A 15,980-nucleotide genomic window follows, 5' to 3' on the forward strand; every position below is an offset into this window, starting at 1 on the left:
CGCTTAATCCTCGTGCGCGGGGATGCCGGTGTCGGTCATCATCTCGATGCGCCCGGTAATCTGCCCGCCGTCTTCCACCTGCAGGCGGCGGCAGCGCGCGGTGCCCAGCACCCGGCCCGAGGAGCGGACGATGAGCGCATGCCGGGCGACCAGCGTACCATCGATGGTCCCCGCGACCTCAGCCTCGTCCACCTCAACCTCGCCCTTGAACAAGCCGCCCTGGGCGATGGAGAGTTCGACCAGACCGTTGATCATGGCGGCTTCCACGGTGCCTTCAACCACCAGGCGCTCGGCATCCTGCACGGTACCCTGCACGCTGATGCCACGGCCGACCACAAGCGTGCGGCGCTGGCCGTCGTCGCGCGGCGTGGCGGCGGCGGTGCTGCTCACGGTGGAGCGCGCCGGTACGGCGGCGGTGGCGGGGGCGGGCATATGCGGCGTGAACGGGGAACGGGCCATGGGAGTCTCCTTGAAATTGTATTGAGCCGTGACGGCGGCCGTGGCGTCATCAGGGCCGGCCGCCGGGGCTGGCGGCGCCGGGGTCTCGGCGGCCGGCAGCGGCGGTGCTGCGGGTTTCGGCTCTTCAGGCTTGCGTTTGTTGAACACGAATCCTCCGTGGCACAAAAATGGTAGCGCTTGGCTAGCACGGGCCGCCGCCCCGGGACAACCTCAGCCATGCGGCCCCAACATTTGCCCGCGCGGCGCCAGCAGTGGTATCGCCGGGCGCAAAACCATTGGAGAGACCAGCATGGCCGTCACCCGTTACGATATCACCGGCATCGGCAATGCCATCGTTGACCTCTTGTTGCCAACCGATGACGCATTTTTAAGCCGCCATGGCATGCCAAAGGGCGGCATGTCGCTGATTGACGCTGACACCGCCACCCGGCTCACCGCCGCCATGCAGGGCGGGTTGACCGCTTCGGGCGGTTCGGTTGCCAACACCTGCGCGGTGGCCGCAGCACTTGGCGCGCGCGCCGCCTTCCTCGGCAAGGTCGCGGCGGATGAGATGGGCGAGACGTTCCGCCGTGAGATCACCGCGCATGGCGTGCATTACCCCACCGCGCCGCTGCAGGCGCACATCCCCACCGCGCGCTGCCTCATCCTGGTCACGCCCGACGGCCAGCGCACCATGAACACCTATCTCGGCGCCGGCGGCGAATTCTCGCTGGCTGACCTGGATGAAACCGTCATCGCCGCCTCCGCCGTCACCTATCTGGAAGGTTATCTGTTTGATCCCCCGGCCGCCCAGGCCGCCTTCGCCGAAGCCGCCCGCACCGCCCGCGCGGCGGGGCAGAAAACCGCTCTCTCCCTCTCCGATGCGTTCTGTGTCGACCGCCACCGCGACGGCTTCCGCCGTCTTATCGCTGAAGGCGTTGACATCATCTTCGCCAACGAGGCCGAAATCTGCAGCCTGTATCAGCGTAACGACTTCGCCGAAGCCGCGGCGGATGCCGCCCGCGAGATCAACCTCGCGGTGCTCACCCGCAGCGAGGCCGGCAGCATCATCCTGCATGAGGGCACACAAACCCATGTCGGCGCATCGCCAACCCAGGTGGTGGACACCACCGGCGCTGGCGATGCCTACGCCGCGGGCTTCCTCACCGCCTACACCAAGGGCGCCAGCCTGCACGCCGCCGGCGTGTTGGGCGCCAGGGCCGCGGCGCTGGCGATCAGCCGGATCGGCGCGCGCCCGCCGGCCGATGAACTGCGAGCGCTGGTTTAAATCGCATGACCCTGGCGTTGATCCTCCTGGCGCTGGCTTCCTTCATCGCCGGCGCGCAGAACGCGCTGGCAGGCGGCGGCTCGTTCCTGGTGTTCCCGGCCTTGCTGTTCACGGGGCTCAACCCGCTCGCCGCCAATATCACCTCCACCATCGCGCTGTTCCCCGGCCAGGTAACAACCTCGCTCGCCGGGCGCAGCCTGGTGGAGGGAGCGGCGGGGCTTTCCATTCGCATGCTGGTTGGCATCAGCCTGGTTGGCGGGGGAATCGGCGCGGTCCTGCTGCTCGCCACCCCTGTCAGCATTTTCACCCATCTCGTGCCTTATCTGGTGCTGTTCGCCACCGCCGTTTTCGCCTGGGGCAGCTTCGTCGCCAAAAAACGCGCCGAGGACGAGCCCGCCCACATCACCCCGCGCGCCGCCATGGTCTCGCAAATGCTCATCGCGATTTACGGCGGCTATTTCGGCGGCGGCATCGGCATTCTCATGCTGGCGGCACTCACCGCGGCCGGGCTTTCCGTGCGCCACGCCGGTGCGACCAAGAACATGCTGGCCGGCGTCATCAATGTCGCGGCTGTTGTCATTTTCGTCGTACAGACCAGCGTGCAATGGTATATCGTCCTGCTTGTCGCGGTCTGCGCCATTCTCGGCGGCCAGCTTGGCGTCTACATGCTCCGGCGGATCAACGAAACCGTGCTGCGTGTCAGCATCACCGCCATCGGCATCCTGCTTACCATCGGCCTGTTCCTGCACGCGGGGTGATCCTGCGGCGTGGCCTTGGGGCCTGAGGATGCTTCGCGTTTCCGGGGCGCGCTGGCGTGCCGCGCGGCGCGCTTGCCTACATTTTGTTTTTCCGGATAACTCCCTCATCAGATGACAGTTCCGCAAGGTGTCCCCTCTAAAGCCGGCGTTGTGCCACGCAAGCGGCGGCGCTCCCGCATGGCGGCGTTGCTTACCGGCGGTTGCCTGCTCGGCCCGTGCCTTCCCGCGCTCGCGCGGGCGCAACAATCCCGCCCCTTCAGCATCAATGTGGAGCCGTCCTATTTCGGCGGCACCTTCGCAACCGCGCATACCATCCGGGTCTACGAACTGCCGCTGAGCCTGGAATACCACCGCGCCAGGCTGCGCCTGCGGCTGGAAATTCCCTACATCGCCCTCCAGGGCGCTGGGCTGCTCAACGGCGGTTCGGTGATCCAGACCAGCGGCCACCCCGTATGGCGCACCGGCCTGGGCGACATCTGGGCCGCCGCCAGCTACCGTGTGCTCGATACCTCCGGCCTCAGACCCTCCATCAGGCCCTATGTGAAGATCAAGGTCCCCACGGCCTCGCGGTCCAACGGGCTTGGCACCGGTCAGCCCGATGTTGAATTCGGCAGCCATTTTGAATGGAACATATCCGGCCGCCTGCTGCCCTACGCGCGGGCCGGCTACCGGATGGCCGGCCGCGCGCGCGGGTTAAAGTTGCAGAACACACTAACATTTGAAGCCGGTGCCAGCCTCGCCGTGCCCTACCATGGCTATGTCACCGCGCTGTTTCTTGACAATGGAACGCCTCAGCGCGGGGCGGGGCCGTTTGAACAGTTGATCGCGGCCTACACTGTCAGGCTCAGCCCGGCGCTTGATTTTCAGACCTATCTGACCCGCGGCCTGACGCCCAACAGTCCAAAATTTGGCGCGGGCATGGGGTTTACTGAAAAATTCTGACATCGGATTTTCCGGTTGTTATCTATTTTTAAGTACAATCCAGGATAGTTTTTTCGCACTTGACTGTGGGATTTTATTCCACGATATGGAATTGTACCGGCACACATGCCTCGCAATCGCGCTTATCGTAGCGTGAAGACGGGCGTGTCCCGAGAAGCGATGGGAGCGTTCCAGGTGAAGCGTCGTAGGGTTGTCTCGTCCGGCGGAGATCGCAATGCCGGCTGAACCTGCCGCGCCGGACAATTCGCGGCCCGCGCCATTGCGTGATTGCCTGGTATGTGAAACCACCGCCGCCGCCGCCCGGGAACTCGCCGCCGCCAAAACGGGCCGCAAGCTCGTTGCGTGCGGGAATTGCGGTTTCACTTACGCCCCCCTGGCCGCTTCCCCCCCGGCGGATGGTGCCGTAGCGCATCCGGGCGATGCGCTTCTGCGCTGGGTGGACCGTGCGACAAGCTGGCGGCGGTTCATGTTTTCCATGCTGCAGCCTCATGAGCTTTTGAATCATCTGGGCCCCGCCTCAGGCAATGTGGTGGATGTCGGCTGCCACCGTGAAACGCTGAAGTCCGTCTCGCGGCGTTTCTCCATCTATGGGCTGGAGGCATTCCCGGAGCTTTCCACCCGTGCCCGTACAGAAGCCGCGCAATCTGGCGCCACGATCCTGAGCACCACCGCGGCGGAAGGCCTCTCCCGATTTCCCGACCGTTCGCTGGCCGGGGTGATGCTTCATTCACATCTGGAGCGAGACGCCGATGCCCGCAGCGTGGTTGAACTGCTGAGCCGCAAGCTCAGGCTTGATGGCATCGCCATCCTGAAACTCTCGAACTACGGTTCCATCAACCGGCGGATCATGGGAAAGCGCTGGTATAAATTCAGCTTTCCTGAATATCTCAACTATTTCAGAAGACGCGACATCGCCGCCCTGGCATCGTGCTTCGGCCTGGAGGCATCTTTTCCCTTCCTGCTCTCTTTGCCCACGGATGATAATTTTGTCGCGATCCTAAAGCCTAAAATACCGGCTGAAATATATTAGCGGGCGATCCAGCCTGCAGATCACCCCGCCGCGCGGGCAGCAAAGCCCCCCGCAAACCTACCCAGCCAGCCCGGCACGAAAGGCCAAAACCATTGTCATTTCTCATCTCCATCCTCAAATCCATGTCGGCGGCTGATTATACGCTCTTCGCGCTCGTGGGGGTTTTTGTCCTCTCGGCGTGCCGGATCCTGAACCGGGAGATTTCGCTCGCCGGCGTTTTCCTCGCCGTTGCGTTTCCCGCCGGTGCTTTCCTGTTCATGCTGATCCCGGTTGGCGCCAGAGCCAGTGCGGGCGGCCGGACCAAAGCGGTTTCAGGCGCCTGCGGGTAGCGGTACGGGGTGCAATCATAAGTTGAATTGTGATGGTGCGTTTCATCTGTCCTCAGGCTGGCGCTTGATGAATAACGGCCATCCCCGTCCGGCACTTGCAAAACCAGCGCATGCCGCTATGTGGAACAAAGTCACACAGTTCCAGGGCGCGGCCCTGGTCATGCCCGCCGTGGGGGAATAGCACAGGACGCGATGGACGCAGATGTAGAAACCATGGTGCGCCGCCTGCTCAGCCCGCTCATCGCCTATCTGATGCAGCGGGGGCTGGGCTATATCGCGCTGCGCGATCTGCTGAAAAGAATCTACGTCGAGGAGGCGCTCGGCCGTCACAACGCCGAGGATGCGCCGACGGACAGCAGCATCAGCCTGGTTACCGGCATCAACCGCCGCGAGGTTAAACGTCTGCGCGATGACGCGCTGCAGGCGCGCCAGAGTGAAACACGCGACCCGATGTCCGGCGTCAACATGGCCGCGCGCGTGGTGGCGACATGGGCCTCCGCCCCGGCCTTCCTTGATGCCGAGGGCGAGCCAACCCATCTGGGCACGCGCGGCAGCGACCCTGAACCAAACTTCGATTCGCTGCTGCGCGCGGCAAAGGTCGATGTCCGGGCCCGCACCGTGATCGAGGAGCTGCACCGGGCGGGAATCGTCGAGCGTGACGACGAGGACCGGCTGTACCTGCTGCGCGCGGCCTTCACCCCAGGCACGCCGAAGGACAAAATGCTGTTTCTCGCCGCCAATGTGAGTGATCACCTACGCAGCGGGCTGCATAATCTGGAGCCGGGTAACCGCCCGTTCATCGAACGCGCGCTATTCCACAACGCGATGACTGCCGGCCAGATGGAAGCGGTCCGTCCCATGCTCAGCGAAATGGCGGACAGAATGCTCAGGCGGGCCAACGCCAAATTGCTGGACAGCAGCCCAGCCCCCGAGTCCGAGGCCCCCGGCCAGCCGCTGAAACGGCTGCGCCTTGGCGTGTATTATTATGAAACCAGCACCGAAGACCAACCCTGACATGGCCTTGCCTCCGCAACCCCCTGTGCAACGTCCCGGGCGGGCCGCGCGCGGGAGGGCTGCTGCTCTGCTCGGGCTGGCGGTGGCCGTGTTTTCCCTCTGCGCCGCGGCAACCCCGGCGCGGGCGCAGGCATCCGGCGGTGAGCCCGGCGGCATCGGCGGCACGGGCGTCAGTTCCGGCCCCGGCGGCATCGGCGGCACGGGCATCGCCCGCCCCGGCATGCCGATCACCGGCTATGGGCCAATCCAGGCTTTTGGCAGCGTGTTCGTGAACGGCCGTGAATATGCGCTCAATGGCCGCACGCTGGTCGTCATCGACGGCGCCCCCGCCACGGTATCCTCGCTGCGCGTGGGCGAAACCGCCGAGGTAAAAGGCGTTGTCACCACGCCGCGCAGCGGCTACGCCCGGGAAATCACAGTCGTTCACCCCATCATCGGCCCGGTGAGCCATATCGCCGCCGATGGCCGCAGCGCCATCGTGCTGGGTCAACATGTGGTCGCGGCGCATCGCCAGGCGCTTTTCTCCGGCCTGCGCGCCGGCGCGCTGGTTGCGGTCTCCGCGCTGCCCCGGCCCTCGGGCGACTGGGTTGCGCAGCGGGTAACCTCCTTGCCCCCGGGCAACCGTTTTCAGCTGGCGGCGGAAGTCACCTCGCTGGCGCCCGGCCGGCTGGCGGTCGCGGGTACAAGCATGCAGGCGCCGCCCGGCCTCACGGCGGGGCTTGCCCCCGGCGAGCGGGTCATCGTCAGCGGCACCATCACCCCCCAGGGCCTGCTCGCCGCCGCCGCCACGCCCGCGCCCGTAGCGCTCGGCGCGCCCGGAACCCTGGTTGAGGTCCGCGGCTATTTCCAGACCAGCGCCAAGGGACAACTCGTCACCGCCGATGGCCTGGCTGCCTCCGGCGCACCGGCGGGGCTGGATCTCAATGGCCAGCATCTGGTCGAAATTCAGGGGGAGCTGACCGCCGCGGACTCCATCGCGATCGACCAGATCGACACTGAAATGCTCGATGCCGAGGATCTGATCGGCGCCCCGGCCCGCGCCGGGAGCGTGGGACCGGCCGCCTCATCGCCACCCGAGGAAACTTCGGCCGGTGCTGCCCCGAAATCCGCTATCTCAGAGCCGGATGGAGCGCTCGAAACAGCCCCCGCGCACGATCTGCCCGAGGTTGAAACGCCAGAGGTCGAATCGCCCGAGATTGAAACGCCCGACCTTGAGGCGCCGGAAATTGAAACGCCCTCGAAAGACTAAACGTTGAAATGTCTCTACATTATACGGATAGAGGCGATGTCAGACTTCAAACTGGCCCGCAAAGCGGGTTAATCTGAGGTCATCACGCGAGCGCGATCGTTTGAGGTTCGCTCAGCCGAGCTGAGCCGAAAGCGTGAATCGCCCTCAGAAAAATGGCCAGAGCCTGATCGCACTTAAACCCATCAGGCTCCTAGCGCCGCGAAAAATCGACGATCCCGGCAAACCCGGTCTCGGTGCCAAAGGCGAGGTGCGAGCCAGAGGGATTCCACGCAAGTGCGGTAATGGCGCCGCGTCCCGGCCCGCAAACAGGCAGGATGTGCTCCTGCGCAATATCTGCGATCAGCAGCAGGCCGGTATTGAACCCGGCGGCCAGCACCTCGGTCTCCGGGTGGCAGGCGATGCGCTTGGCGATGCCGTCGCCCATGCCAAGCTCCAGCGGGGCCTTACCCATCGGCCCGCCGCCGAAGAAGGGCCACAGCACGATGGTATCGGCCCCCGCGGTGGCCAGCCAGCGTCCCGAGTGCGTAAAGCCAAACGATTCGCACTTGGCCGGGTAGCCCGCCATGCGCATGTGCTTGCCTTCCGGCAGGGTCCATCCGTGCAGGGCGTTTTCCTGCATGGAGGTCACCAGCGCCTCGCCCTGCGGATGAATGGCGACTCCGGTATGGCTGCCCTTCCACTCCAGTTTGCGCGGCGTCTCCGAGGTGGAGGCGGTGAACCACAGCGATGCGCCATTATAATGTGACGCGGCGACCCGCTTGCCCTTGCTGTCGAAGGCAATGCCGGTGACGGTGCTGGGGTGGGGCAGGGCGCGCAGCGCCTCGCCCTTGCCGTTGAACAGATGCAGAGTCTTTCCGGCGGCGGCGGCGAGCAGCGGGGTTTTTCCGGCGTAGCTCGCCACATGCTCCACCCATTTGGAGCCGTAGCGGGCAATTTCATCAATCTCGCCGTCCAGCCCCACGGCGAGCAACCGGCCGTCATCACCGCCGGTGATAAATCCCCCCGTCACCGGGTGCCGCGCCAGCGAGAGCACGGCGCCATTATGCGCCGGGATGCTGGTCCAGGTTTCAGCCGTGGCCATGCGCAGGCTGCCGTCGCCCATGGCGAAGGCGCAGCTGCGGCCGGTGGCATCAAAACAGGCGGCAATGGCATGGGCGCCGAGTTCAACGGTGTTGCCGCGGGAATTCAAAAGCTGGTCGAGGTCTGACATGTCCCGATCTCTGCCGAACTCGCGCGCCCTCGGCAAGACCAATCCGCCCCGCCGCCCCCAACTGTGGCAATTTTGCCGCGCCGTTTTCAAAATAATGCCCATTCGGAACTGTTTTGTCCCAGGCAGGGCATTCTTGAGATAGATCAAGGTTGCCGATCGTTCATACTGGCAGATCACCAGCCATCATTCAGCAGGAGAGCGCGATGAAGCGGAGTAGATTGAATTGGGCGAGTGCGGTGGGCGCATTGGCTGGCATAGCGGCGATAACGGCGATGCCGCGGGAGGCCAGGGCGATTCCCGCCTTCGCGGCGCAGACCGGTATGCCTTGTTCGGCCTGCCACATTGGTTTTCCACAACTCACCCCCTTTGGCCGTGCCTTCAAGATGGACGGCTATGTGCAGGGCGGCACCTTCCCGGACATTAAAAATTTCGCGGCCATGATGCAGGCTGGCTTTACCCAGCTGCACGATAAGGTGCCGGGCGGTCTGGCTCCTGATTTCAAGAGCAACAATGCCTGGTCGATCCAGCAAACCAGCCTGTTCTACGGCGGTGCGCTTGATGGCAAGATCGGCCTCGGTGGTTTCATTCAAGGAACCTACGATGGTATCGGCCATCAATTCCACTGGGATAATACGGACATTCGCCTGGCGCAGATGACCAACATCGGCAACAGGCGCCTGGTGTACGGCTTCACCTTCAACAACGCGCCGGGTCTCACGGATTTGTGGAACACGCTGCCGGCCTGGGGTTATCCCTTCATCCCGGCCGCGCTGGGTGTTGGCCAGACCGCCGGGCTACAGACCGCATCACTGGCGCAGGCCGTGGCTGGCGTGGGCGGCTACGGCGCGCTCAACGTCACACCATCAGATCTGCTGTACGGTGAGTTCGATCTGTACAAGGCCGTACCGAACCACACCGCCTATATGCTGGGCGTTGGGCCTGAAGCCGCGATCTCCGGGCCAATCCCCTACTGGCGCTTTGCCTTGCAGCACAGCTCTTGGAAGCAATCAATCGAGATCGGCACCTCTGGCCTGGTCGATCATCCTTACGCCTCCGGTTACACCCATGGGCCGACGGATACGCTGACCGATGTGGGCGTGGATGCGCAATACCAGTACATCACCGTGAAGCAGGCGTTCTCCGTGCAGGCGGCCTATGCGCATGAGTTCCAGCATTGGTCTGCAAGTTATCCGCTCGGGATCACAGCCAACCCGAATGATTCGCTGGACAGCATATCCATGAATGCCTCCTATCTCTGGCACCAGATGTTCGGCGTGACGGAAGCTTACGACAGCATCACCGGCAATGCCGATACCGGGCTCTATAACACCGGCACCAGCAACGCCAATGGCAAACCCAATACCCAGAGCTACACCACCGAGCTGGACTACTATCCGTTCAACACCGATGGCCCCAAGTTCTTCCCCTGGGTGAACGCCAAGTTCTTCATCGAAGACACCTTCTACACCCAGTTCAACGGGTTGGCGCATAACTACGACGGCAACGGCCGCTCCGCAGAAGCCAACGACGTGTTGTTCACGGGTATCTGGCTGGTGTTCTAATCACAGGGTAAAACCTGAAGTTACAAAAACCGGCTGGGGGGCTCCTCCCAGCCGGTTTTTTTTCATCAGACTATAATTGTCTTGAACTTGCAGTTCCGCCATGCAAAGATTGCGCATGGTTTTGGTAACCGCTCCCGTTGGGCTTAGCTTCAAGGAAGAACTTCTCCTTCTTTGCGCGCGCATAGGCTTCAGCCCTCCTCACGCTTAAGGTTTTTTCTTGCCCCGCGCCCAAGGCGCGGGCGCGATCATTAAATCTTTAGGGAGAAGCAGTTATGCTGAACAAAATGGGCGATGCCGCAAACTGGCAGAGCATTGATAATGCGTATCATTTACATCCTTTTACCGACCACAAGGCCCTGCATGAAGGCCGCGTGCGTGTCATCACCGAAGCTGATGGCGTATTTCTGAAAGACTCTGACGGCAACCGCATTCTGGACGGCATGGCTGGCCTGTGGTGCGTCAACGCGGGTTACAGCCGGCCGGAGCTGGTGCAGGCTGCCGCCGCGCAGATGACCAAACTGCCTTACTACAACACGTTCTTTAAAACCACGAACCCGCCGGCCGCCGCCCTCGCGCAGCGTTTGGCCAAGCTCGCCCCTGAGGGCATCAACCATGCCTTCTTCGCCTGCTCCGGCTCCGAGGCGGTGGATACTGCCCTGCGCACCGCGCGCGTTTACTGGCAGACCCTTGGCAAGCCGGAAAAGAAATTCGTCATCGGCCGTGAATATGGCTACCACGGTTCCACCACCCTCGGCGCTTCCGCCGGCGGTATGGTGGACATGCACCGCCAGGCGGGTGACATGCCAAACTTCACGCAGGTTCTGCCGCCGTACTGGTACGGTTACGGCGGCCAGATGAGCCCGGCCGAATTCGGGCTTTATGCCGCCAAACAGGTGGAAGATAAAATCAAGGAGCTCGGCGCTGATAACGTCGCCGCCTTCATCGGCGAGCCGTTGCAAGGCTCCGGCGGCGTCATCATCCCGCCGGAAACCTACTGGCCCGAGATCAACCGCATCTGTAAGGAGCACGATATTCTGCTGATCGCCGATGAAGTGATCTGCGGTTTCGGCCGCACCGGCAAGATGTTCGGCTCGGATTATTTCGGTATCAAGCCGGATATGATGACGGTCGCCAAAGGCATCACCTCAGGCTACATCCCGCTCTCCGCGGTGCTGCTGCATGACCGCGTGGCCAATGTCCTCATCAACCAGACGGGCGAGTATTATCACGGCTTCACCTATTCGGGGCATCCGGTTGCTTGCGCTGTGGCGCTGAAAAATCTTGACATCATCGAAGGCGAGGGGCTCGTTGAGCGCGCCGTGACGGTGGGCGAAGTGCTGCGCCAGAAATTCCACGAGGTGTTCGATGATCACCCGCTCGTCGGTGAAGTGCGCGGCATCGGGCTGATCGGCGGCATCGAGCTGAGCGCGGATAAGCGCACCCGCAAGTTCTTCGCCAAAAACGGCCGCGTCGGCCAGATCTGCCGTGATTTCTGTATCAACAACGGGCTGATCATGCGCGCCGTGCGCGATACCATGGTGTTCGCGCCGCCGTTGATCATCTCATATGATGAAATCGACACGATGGTCGCCCTGGCGAAAAAATCCTTCGACCAGACCTATGAAAAAGTGAAGCATGAGGTGGCATTGTGAGCGCGCCGGCGATTGCCGGCAACACCGATAAACTGGAGTTGATGGCCCAGGCTGAATATATTGAAGCCTTCATCATCGATGTGAACGGTGTGCCGCGCGGCAAGTGGCTGCAGCCGGACAAGGCGAAAGCCTTGCTCGGCGTCGGCATCGCCATGCCGCGCTCGGCCTTCCTGCTCGATATCTGGGGCCGTGACGTGGTCGAGGGCGGCATCGCGCTTGACACCGGCGACCCCGACGGCCTCTGCACCGCCGTCGCGCATTCCATCACCCGCATGGGCTGGGCGGACGGTACGGCCTGCCAAGCCATGCTGACCATGCGCGAAGCTGACGGCAGCCATTTCTATCTCGATCCGCGCGGCGTTCTGTCGCGCGTGCTGGAGCGCTTCACCGCCGCCGGCCTCACCCCCGCGCTGGGGGTGGAACTGGAGTTCTACCTGGTGGATCAAGGCCAGACCGGCGGTTTGAAAATCGCCCCCCGCGGGGCGGATTATTCCGGCTGGCGCGGCTGGCATATCGATGCGGTGGGCCTGGGTGAAATCCACGACTATCAGCCGATCCTGCGCGAGATGATGTCGAACGCAAAATCGCAGGGCATCACGCTGGAAACGCTGATCAGCGAGAACGGCCCCGGGCAGTTTGAGGTAACCCTGAAATACTCGACCGACGCGCTGCGCGTTGCCGATTCCGCGACGTTGTTCAAGCGTACCATCAAACAGGTCGCGCGCAAACACGGGTTGACCGCGACCTTCATGGCCAAGCCCTACGGGCAATGGGCGGGCAGCGGCATGCATGTGCATATGTCGGTGCTGGACCGTAATGGCAACAACATCTTCGCCGGTACGCCTGAGCGCGCCGCGCCAGTGCTCTACAACGCACTGGGCGGAATCATCAAGGCGCTGCCTGATACGATGCTAACCCTGGCGCCGCATGCCAACTCCTACCGGCGCTTTGCCCCCGGCGTGCACGCACCCACCTTCGGCGACTGGGGCCACGACAACCGCATGGCGGCGATGCGCGTCATCACCGCTGACCCGCACGCCTCGCGCATCGAGCACCGCGTCGCCGGCGCCGATTGTAACCCCTATCTCGCCTTCGCCTCGCTGCTCGGCTCGGCGCTGAACGGGATCGAGACCAAAGCCGACCCCGGCCCGGAAACCTTCGGCGAGCGGCGCAGCCCCAGCGCGCCCTCATTGCCCATCGCCTGGTCCGCGGCGCTCGAAAAATTCTCAGACTCCGCACATATCGCCAGCATTTTCGGCGCTGACTTCCAACGTGTCTTCACGGCCTGCAAACGTCAGGAGGTGAATGAAATGCGGCGGCGGATCTCCGATGTTGAATACGATGCGTATCTGGAGACCGCATGAGAAACGTCACAGTCGCGGCCACGCAAATGGCCTGCGGAGACAACGCTGCTGAAAACATTGCGCGGGCCGAAAAACTGGTCCGCGCGGCGGCGGCGCAGGGCGCGCAAATCATTCTGATCCAGGAATTGTTTGAAACGCCCTATTTCTGCCAGGACCAGATCCACGCCTGCTTCGGGCTGGCGAAATCCCTGGAGGAAAACGCGGCGGTCGAACATTTCGCGCCCATCGCCAAAGAGCTTGGCGTCGTGCTGCCGGTCTCGGTGTTCGAGCGCGCGGGCCAGAGCTTTTTCAACACAGTCGTCATCCTTGATGCCGATGGTGCCAATCTCGGCTACTACCGCAAATCCCACATCCCCGACGGCCCTGGTTACTCCGAGAAATTCTATTTCTCCCCAGGCGATACCGGTTTCAAGGTGTGGGACACCAAATACGCCCGCATCGGCGTTGGCATCTGCTGGGACCAGTGGTTTCCCGAAACCGCGCGCGCCATGGCGCTGATGGGCGCGGAACTGCTTTTCTTCCCCACCGCCATCGGCTCCGAACCGCAGGACTCCAAGCTGGATTCCAGCGGCCATTGGCAGCGCACCATGCAGGGCCACGCCGCCGCCAACCTCACCCCGCTCGTGGCTTCCAACCGTGTCGGCACCGAGCAGGGCGCCCGCGGCACGGCGATCACCTTCTACGGCTCCTCGTTCATCGCCGATCACACGGGCGCCAAAATCGCCGAGGCTGACCGTGTTGCGGAAACCTTCCTCACCGCCACGTTTGACCTTGAATCGTTGGCCCAAACCCGTGCCTCCTGGGGCGTCTTCAGGGACCGCCGCCCCGAACTATACACCCCGCTGCTCACGCTTGACGGCAGGCATATCCATAATGCCCGGTAAGGAAGCCTAACGATGACCACGCCGCGCGAACTTGGTTTTGCGATGCCGGCGGAATGGGCGCCCCATGCGGGGTGCTGGATAATCTGGCCCGAGCGGCCGGATAACTGGCGGCTGGGGGCTAAGCCCGCGCAGCACGCCTTCACGGCGGTGGCCTCGGCCATCGCCCGCTTCGAGCCGGTGACGATGCTGGTCAGCGCCCGGCAATTCGCGCAGGCCCGCGCAATGCTCCCGCAAGCGGTGCGCGCCGTTGAGCTTAGCACCAACGATTCCTGGGCGCGCGATGTGGGCGCGTCCTTTCTGCTCAACCCGGCAGGGGATCTCGCCGGGGTGGACTGGCCCTTCAACGCCTGGGGCGGGCTGCAGGGCGGCTTATATTTTCCGTGGGATCTGGACGATCAGGTGGCCGCCAAAATGCTTGAGCTGGAGCGCGCCCGGCGTTTCCGCGCGCCAAAAATCATCGAGGGCGGAGCAATTCACGTCGACGGCGAAGGCAGCGTGCTCGTTACGGAGGCATGTCTGCTCAACGAGAACCGCAATCCGGGGGCCACGCGCCAGGAAATGGAGCGGGTGCTGCAAGACTATCTCGGCGCCTCGCATGTCATCTGGCTGGGCGAGGGCGTGCCCGGCGATGAGACCGGCGGCCATATTGATAACCTGGCCTGCTTCGTGCGTCCCGGCGTGGTGCTGCTCAGCTGGTGCGACGATCCGGCCGACCCGCATTACCAAGTCTCGCGTGCTGCCGAGGCACGTTTGCAGGGTGCGCGTGATGCAAAGGGCCGCCCGATCGCGGTCGAGCATATCCCGATGCCCACGCCGATGTTCATCTCCGCTGAAGAAGCCGCCGGTGTTGACCATGGCGAGAACGGCATGAACCGCGCCGCCGGCGAACGCCTCGCCGCCTCGTATGTGAATTTTTATATTGCAAATGGCGCGATAATTGCACCATCCTTTGGAGTGGCAACGGATGCCGCGGCCCGGGCCGTGCTGGCCCGGCTGTTTCCAGAACGAGAGATCGTGATGGTTCCGGCGCGTGAAATTCTTCTGGGTGGGGGCAATATCCATTGCATCACCCAGCAGCAACCAAGGACTGAAAATTGAAAGTCTAAAGGCTAATCCAATAAAAAAGGGGGCTACGACTATAATGAGCACAAAATTAAAATCAAATTCTCTAACGTTTTTTGAATCCATCATCATGGGAATCGCGGGCTCCGCGCCAGGATTCTCCATTGCCGTGGCCATCGCGGGCCTGCTGGCGACTGCCGGCGCGGTTTCGCCAAATGCGCTGCTGGTATTCGCCGTTCCCATGCTGGGGATTGCGGTCGCCTACAAGGGCCTCAATGTTAAAATGACAAATGCCGGCGCCGCCTATGAGTGGACCAAATCGGTGTTCGGCGGGTTTTTTGGCTATTTCTCCGGCTGGGCGCTGCTCATCGCCGCCATGGTGTTCATGGTCACGGGCAGCGTGCCGCTCGGCACCGCGACCATTGATCTTTTCGATCCCGCCCTGGCGAGCAATGTGGTGTTGACCACCTTCATCGGCGCGCTCTGGTTCGTGGCCATCGGCGCCGTGCTCATCGCGGGCATCGAGCTCACCAGCAAAATCCAGGTGGTGATGAGCTCGATCGAACTGCTGATCCTCTTCGGCATTTCCATCGCGGCCTTCCTGCACACCAGCGCCTCCGGCGCGGTCACGCATTTCTCCTGGTCCTGGTTCGGCTTCAACTATGCGCCGGGCACCTTCATTTCGTCCTCGCTGGTGGTGGTGTTCCTCTACTGGGGCTGGGATGTTACCTGTAACCTGGCGGAAGAAACCAAGATTGACACCCCCAACGCGGCCGGCCAGGGCGGGTTTTTGAGCATCTTCGTCACCATCGCTTCCTTCATCGCCTTCACGGTGGCGGCGCTGATGATGTTCACCCTCGCCAAATCCTCCAGCTATTCCGATAACCTGATCTACCACGTCGCGGTCGCCGCGGGGCTGGGCAAGGTGGGCGGTTATGCGGCCTCACTGGCGCTCATTCTCTCCTCGGTCGCCACGCTCGAGACCACCATGCTGCAATTCTCGCGCACCCTCTTCGCCATGGGCCGGGACCGTGCGCTCCCCACCTTCTTCGCGCTTGTTCACGCCAAGACGGTAACACCGGTGCGCACCATGTACCTGCTGCTGGCCGTCGGCCTGGTGATGATCTTCATCTCCAGCTTCATGCCCTCCATCGCCACCATCCTGGGCGATTCGGTGAGCGCCATCGCCGTGCAGGTC

At 63.1% G+C, this 15,980-nt stretch carries 16 protein-coding genes; 13 read left to right on the plus strand and 3 right to left on the minus strand.

What is annotated here, in order from left to right:
- Window positions 1-3: 3 nt before the first annotated feature.
- Complete coding sequence (locus HKL97_RS07805) at window positions 4-606, minus strand: polymer-forming cytoskeletal protein (protein WP_291424080.1); 603 nt, start codon at window positions 604-606, stop codon at window positions 4-6.
- Window positions 607-748: 142 nt separating this feature from the next.
- Between HKL97_RS07805 and HKL97_RS07810 the strand changes: the two genes are divergently transcribed.
- The 7 genes from HKL97_RS07810 (at window position 749) to HKL97_RS07840 (ending at window position 7,048) form a co-directional block, all read left to right on the plus strand.
- Entirely contained in the window at window positions 749-1,726 is a 978-nt protein-coding gene (locus HKL97_RS07810; RefSeq protein ID WP_291424082.1) for an adenosine kinase, read from the plus strand.
- A 5-nt stretch (window positions 1,727-1,731) separates the two neighbouring features.
- The gene (locus HKL97_RS07815) at window positions 1,732-2,484 is read left to right on the plus strand and encodes a sulfite exporter TauE/SafE family protein (protein ID WP_291424084.1); all 753 of its coding nucleotides are present in this window, start codon (window positions 1,732-1,734) and stop codon (window positions 2,482-2,484) included.
- Window positions 2,485-2,661: 177 nt separating this feature from the next.
- Window positions 2,662-3,426 carry a hypothetical protein gene (locus HKL97_RS07820; RefSeq protein ID WP_291424086.1) on the plus strand — a complete coding sequence of 255 codons (765 nt, stop codon included), beginning with the start codon at window positions 2,662-2,664 and terminating at the stop codon, window positions 3,424-3,426.
- Between the two features lie 214 nt (window positions 3,427-3,640).
- Complete coding sequence (locus HKL97_RS07825) at window positions 3,641-4,456, plus strand: methionine biosynthesis protein MetW (protein WP_291424088.1); 816 nt, start codon at window positions 3,641-3,643, stop codon at window positions 4,454-4,456.
- A gap of 92 nt (window positions 4,457-4,548) precedes the next feature.
- A complete protein-coding gene (locus HKL97_RS07830; protein WP_291424090.1) occupies window positions 4,549-4,785 on the plus strand; it encodes a hypothetical protein in 237 nt (78 codons plus the stop codon).
- 192 nt (window positions 4,786-4,977) lie between these two features.
- A complete protein-coding gene (locus tag HKL97_RS07835) occupies window positions 4,978-5,799 on the plus strand; it encodes a DUF6502 family protein (RefSeq protein WP_291424091.1) in 822 nt (273 codons plus the stop codon).
- On the plus strand, window positions 5,771-7,048 hold the full coding sequence (locus tag HKL97_RS07840; protein WP_291424094.1) for a DUF5666 domain-containing protein: 1,278 nt from the start codon (window positions 5,771-5,773) through the stop codon (window positions 7,046-7,048). The genes HKL97_RS07835 and HKL97_RS07840 overlap by 29 nt, the downstream gene beginning before the upstream one ends.
- A 190-nt stretch (window positions 7,049-7,238) precedes the next feature.
- Here HKL97_RS07840 and HKL97_RS07845 read toward each other — a convergent pair whose 3' ends face one another.
- Window positions 7,239-8,258, minus strand: a complete 1,020-nt coding sequence (locus tag HKL97_RS07845; protein WP_291424096.1) for a WD40 repeat domain-containing protein — start codon at window positions 8,256-8,258, stop codon at window positions 7,239-7,241.
- A gap of 203 nt (window positions 8,259-8,461) precedes the next feature.
- On the opposite strand from HKL97_RS07845, the gene HKL97_RS07850 reads away from it, so the two are divergent.
- Window positions 8,462-9,820, plus strand: a complete 1,359-nt coding sequence (locus HKL97_RS07850; protein WP_291424098.1) for a hypothetical protein — start codon at window positions 8,462-8,464, stop codon at window positions 9,818-9,820.
- Here the strand turns inward: HKL97_RS07850 and HKL97_RS07855 are convergent, their stop codons facing one another.
- Window positions 9,821-9,973, minus strand: coding sequence for a hypothetical protein (locus tag HKL97_RS07855; protein ID WP_291424100.1), 153 nt, complete (start codon window positions 9,971-9,973; stop codon window positions 9,821-9,823).
- A gap of 119 nt (window positions 9,974-10,092) precedes the next feature.
- On the opposite strand from HKL97_RS07855, the gene HKL97_RS07860 reads away from it, so the two are divergent.
- From HKL97_RS07860 to HKL97_RS07880, 5 genes are all read left to right on the plus strand, one after another.
- Entirely contained in the window at window positions 10,093-11,472 is a 1,380-nt protein-coding gene (locus HKL97_RS07860) for an aspartate aminotransferase family protein (protein ID WP_408820856.1), read from the plus strand.
- A complete protein-coding gene (locus tag HKL97_RS07865; RefSeq protein WP_291424101.1) occupies window positions 11,469-12,836 on the plus strand; it encodes a glutamine synthetase family protein in 1,368 nt (455 codons plus the stop codon). Before HKL97_RS07860 ends, HKL97_RS07865 begins: the two co-directional genes overlap by 4 nt.
- Window positions 12,833-13,720 carry an N-carbamoylputrescine amidase gene (gene aguB / locus HKL97_RS07870; protein WP_291424103.1) on the plus strand — a complete coding sequence of 296 codons (888 nt, stop codon included), beginning with the start codon at window positions 12,833-12,835 and terminating at the stop codon, window positions 13,718-13,720. Before HKL97_RS07865 ends, aguB begins: the two co-directional genes overlap by 4 nt.
- A 12-nt stretch (window positions 13,721-13,732) precedes the next feature.
- The gene (gene aguA, locus HKL97_RS07875; protein WP_291424105.1) at window positions 13,733-14,818 is read left to right on the plus strand and encodes an agmatine deiminase; all 1,086 of its coding nucleotides are present in this window, start codon (window positions 13,733-13,735) and stop codon (window positions 14,816-14,818) included.
- Between the two features lie 43 nt (window positions 14,819-14,861).
- Window positions 14,862-15,980: APC family permease (locus tag HKL97_RS07880; RefSeq protein ID WP_291424107.1), on the plus strand; the 1,119-nt coding region annotated here is incomplete at its 3' end.

Origin of the sequence: Acidocella sp. (assembly GCF_013044125.1) — a bacterium.
Lineage (GTDB): Bacteria > Pseudomonadota > Alphaproteobacteria > Acetobacterales > Acetobacteraceae > Acidocella.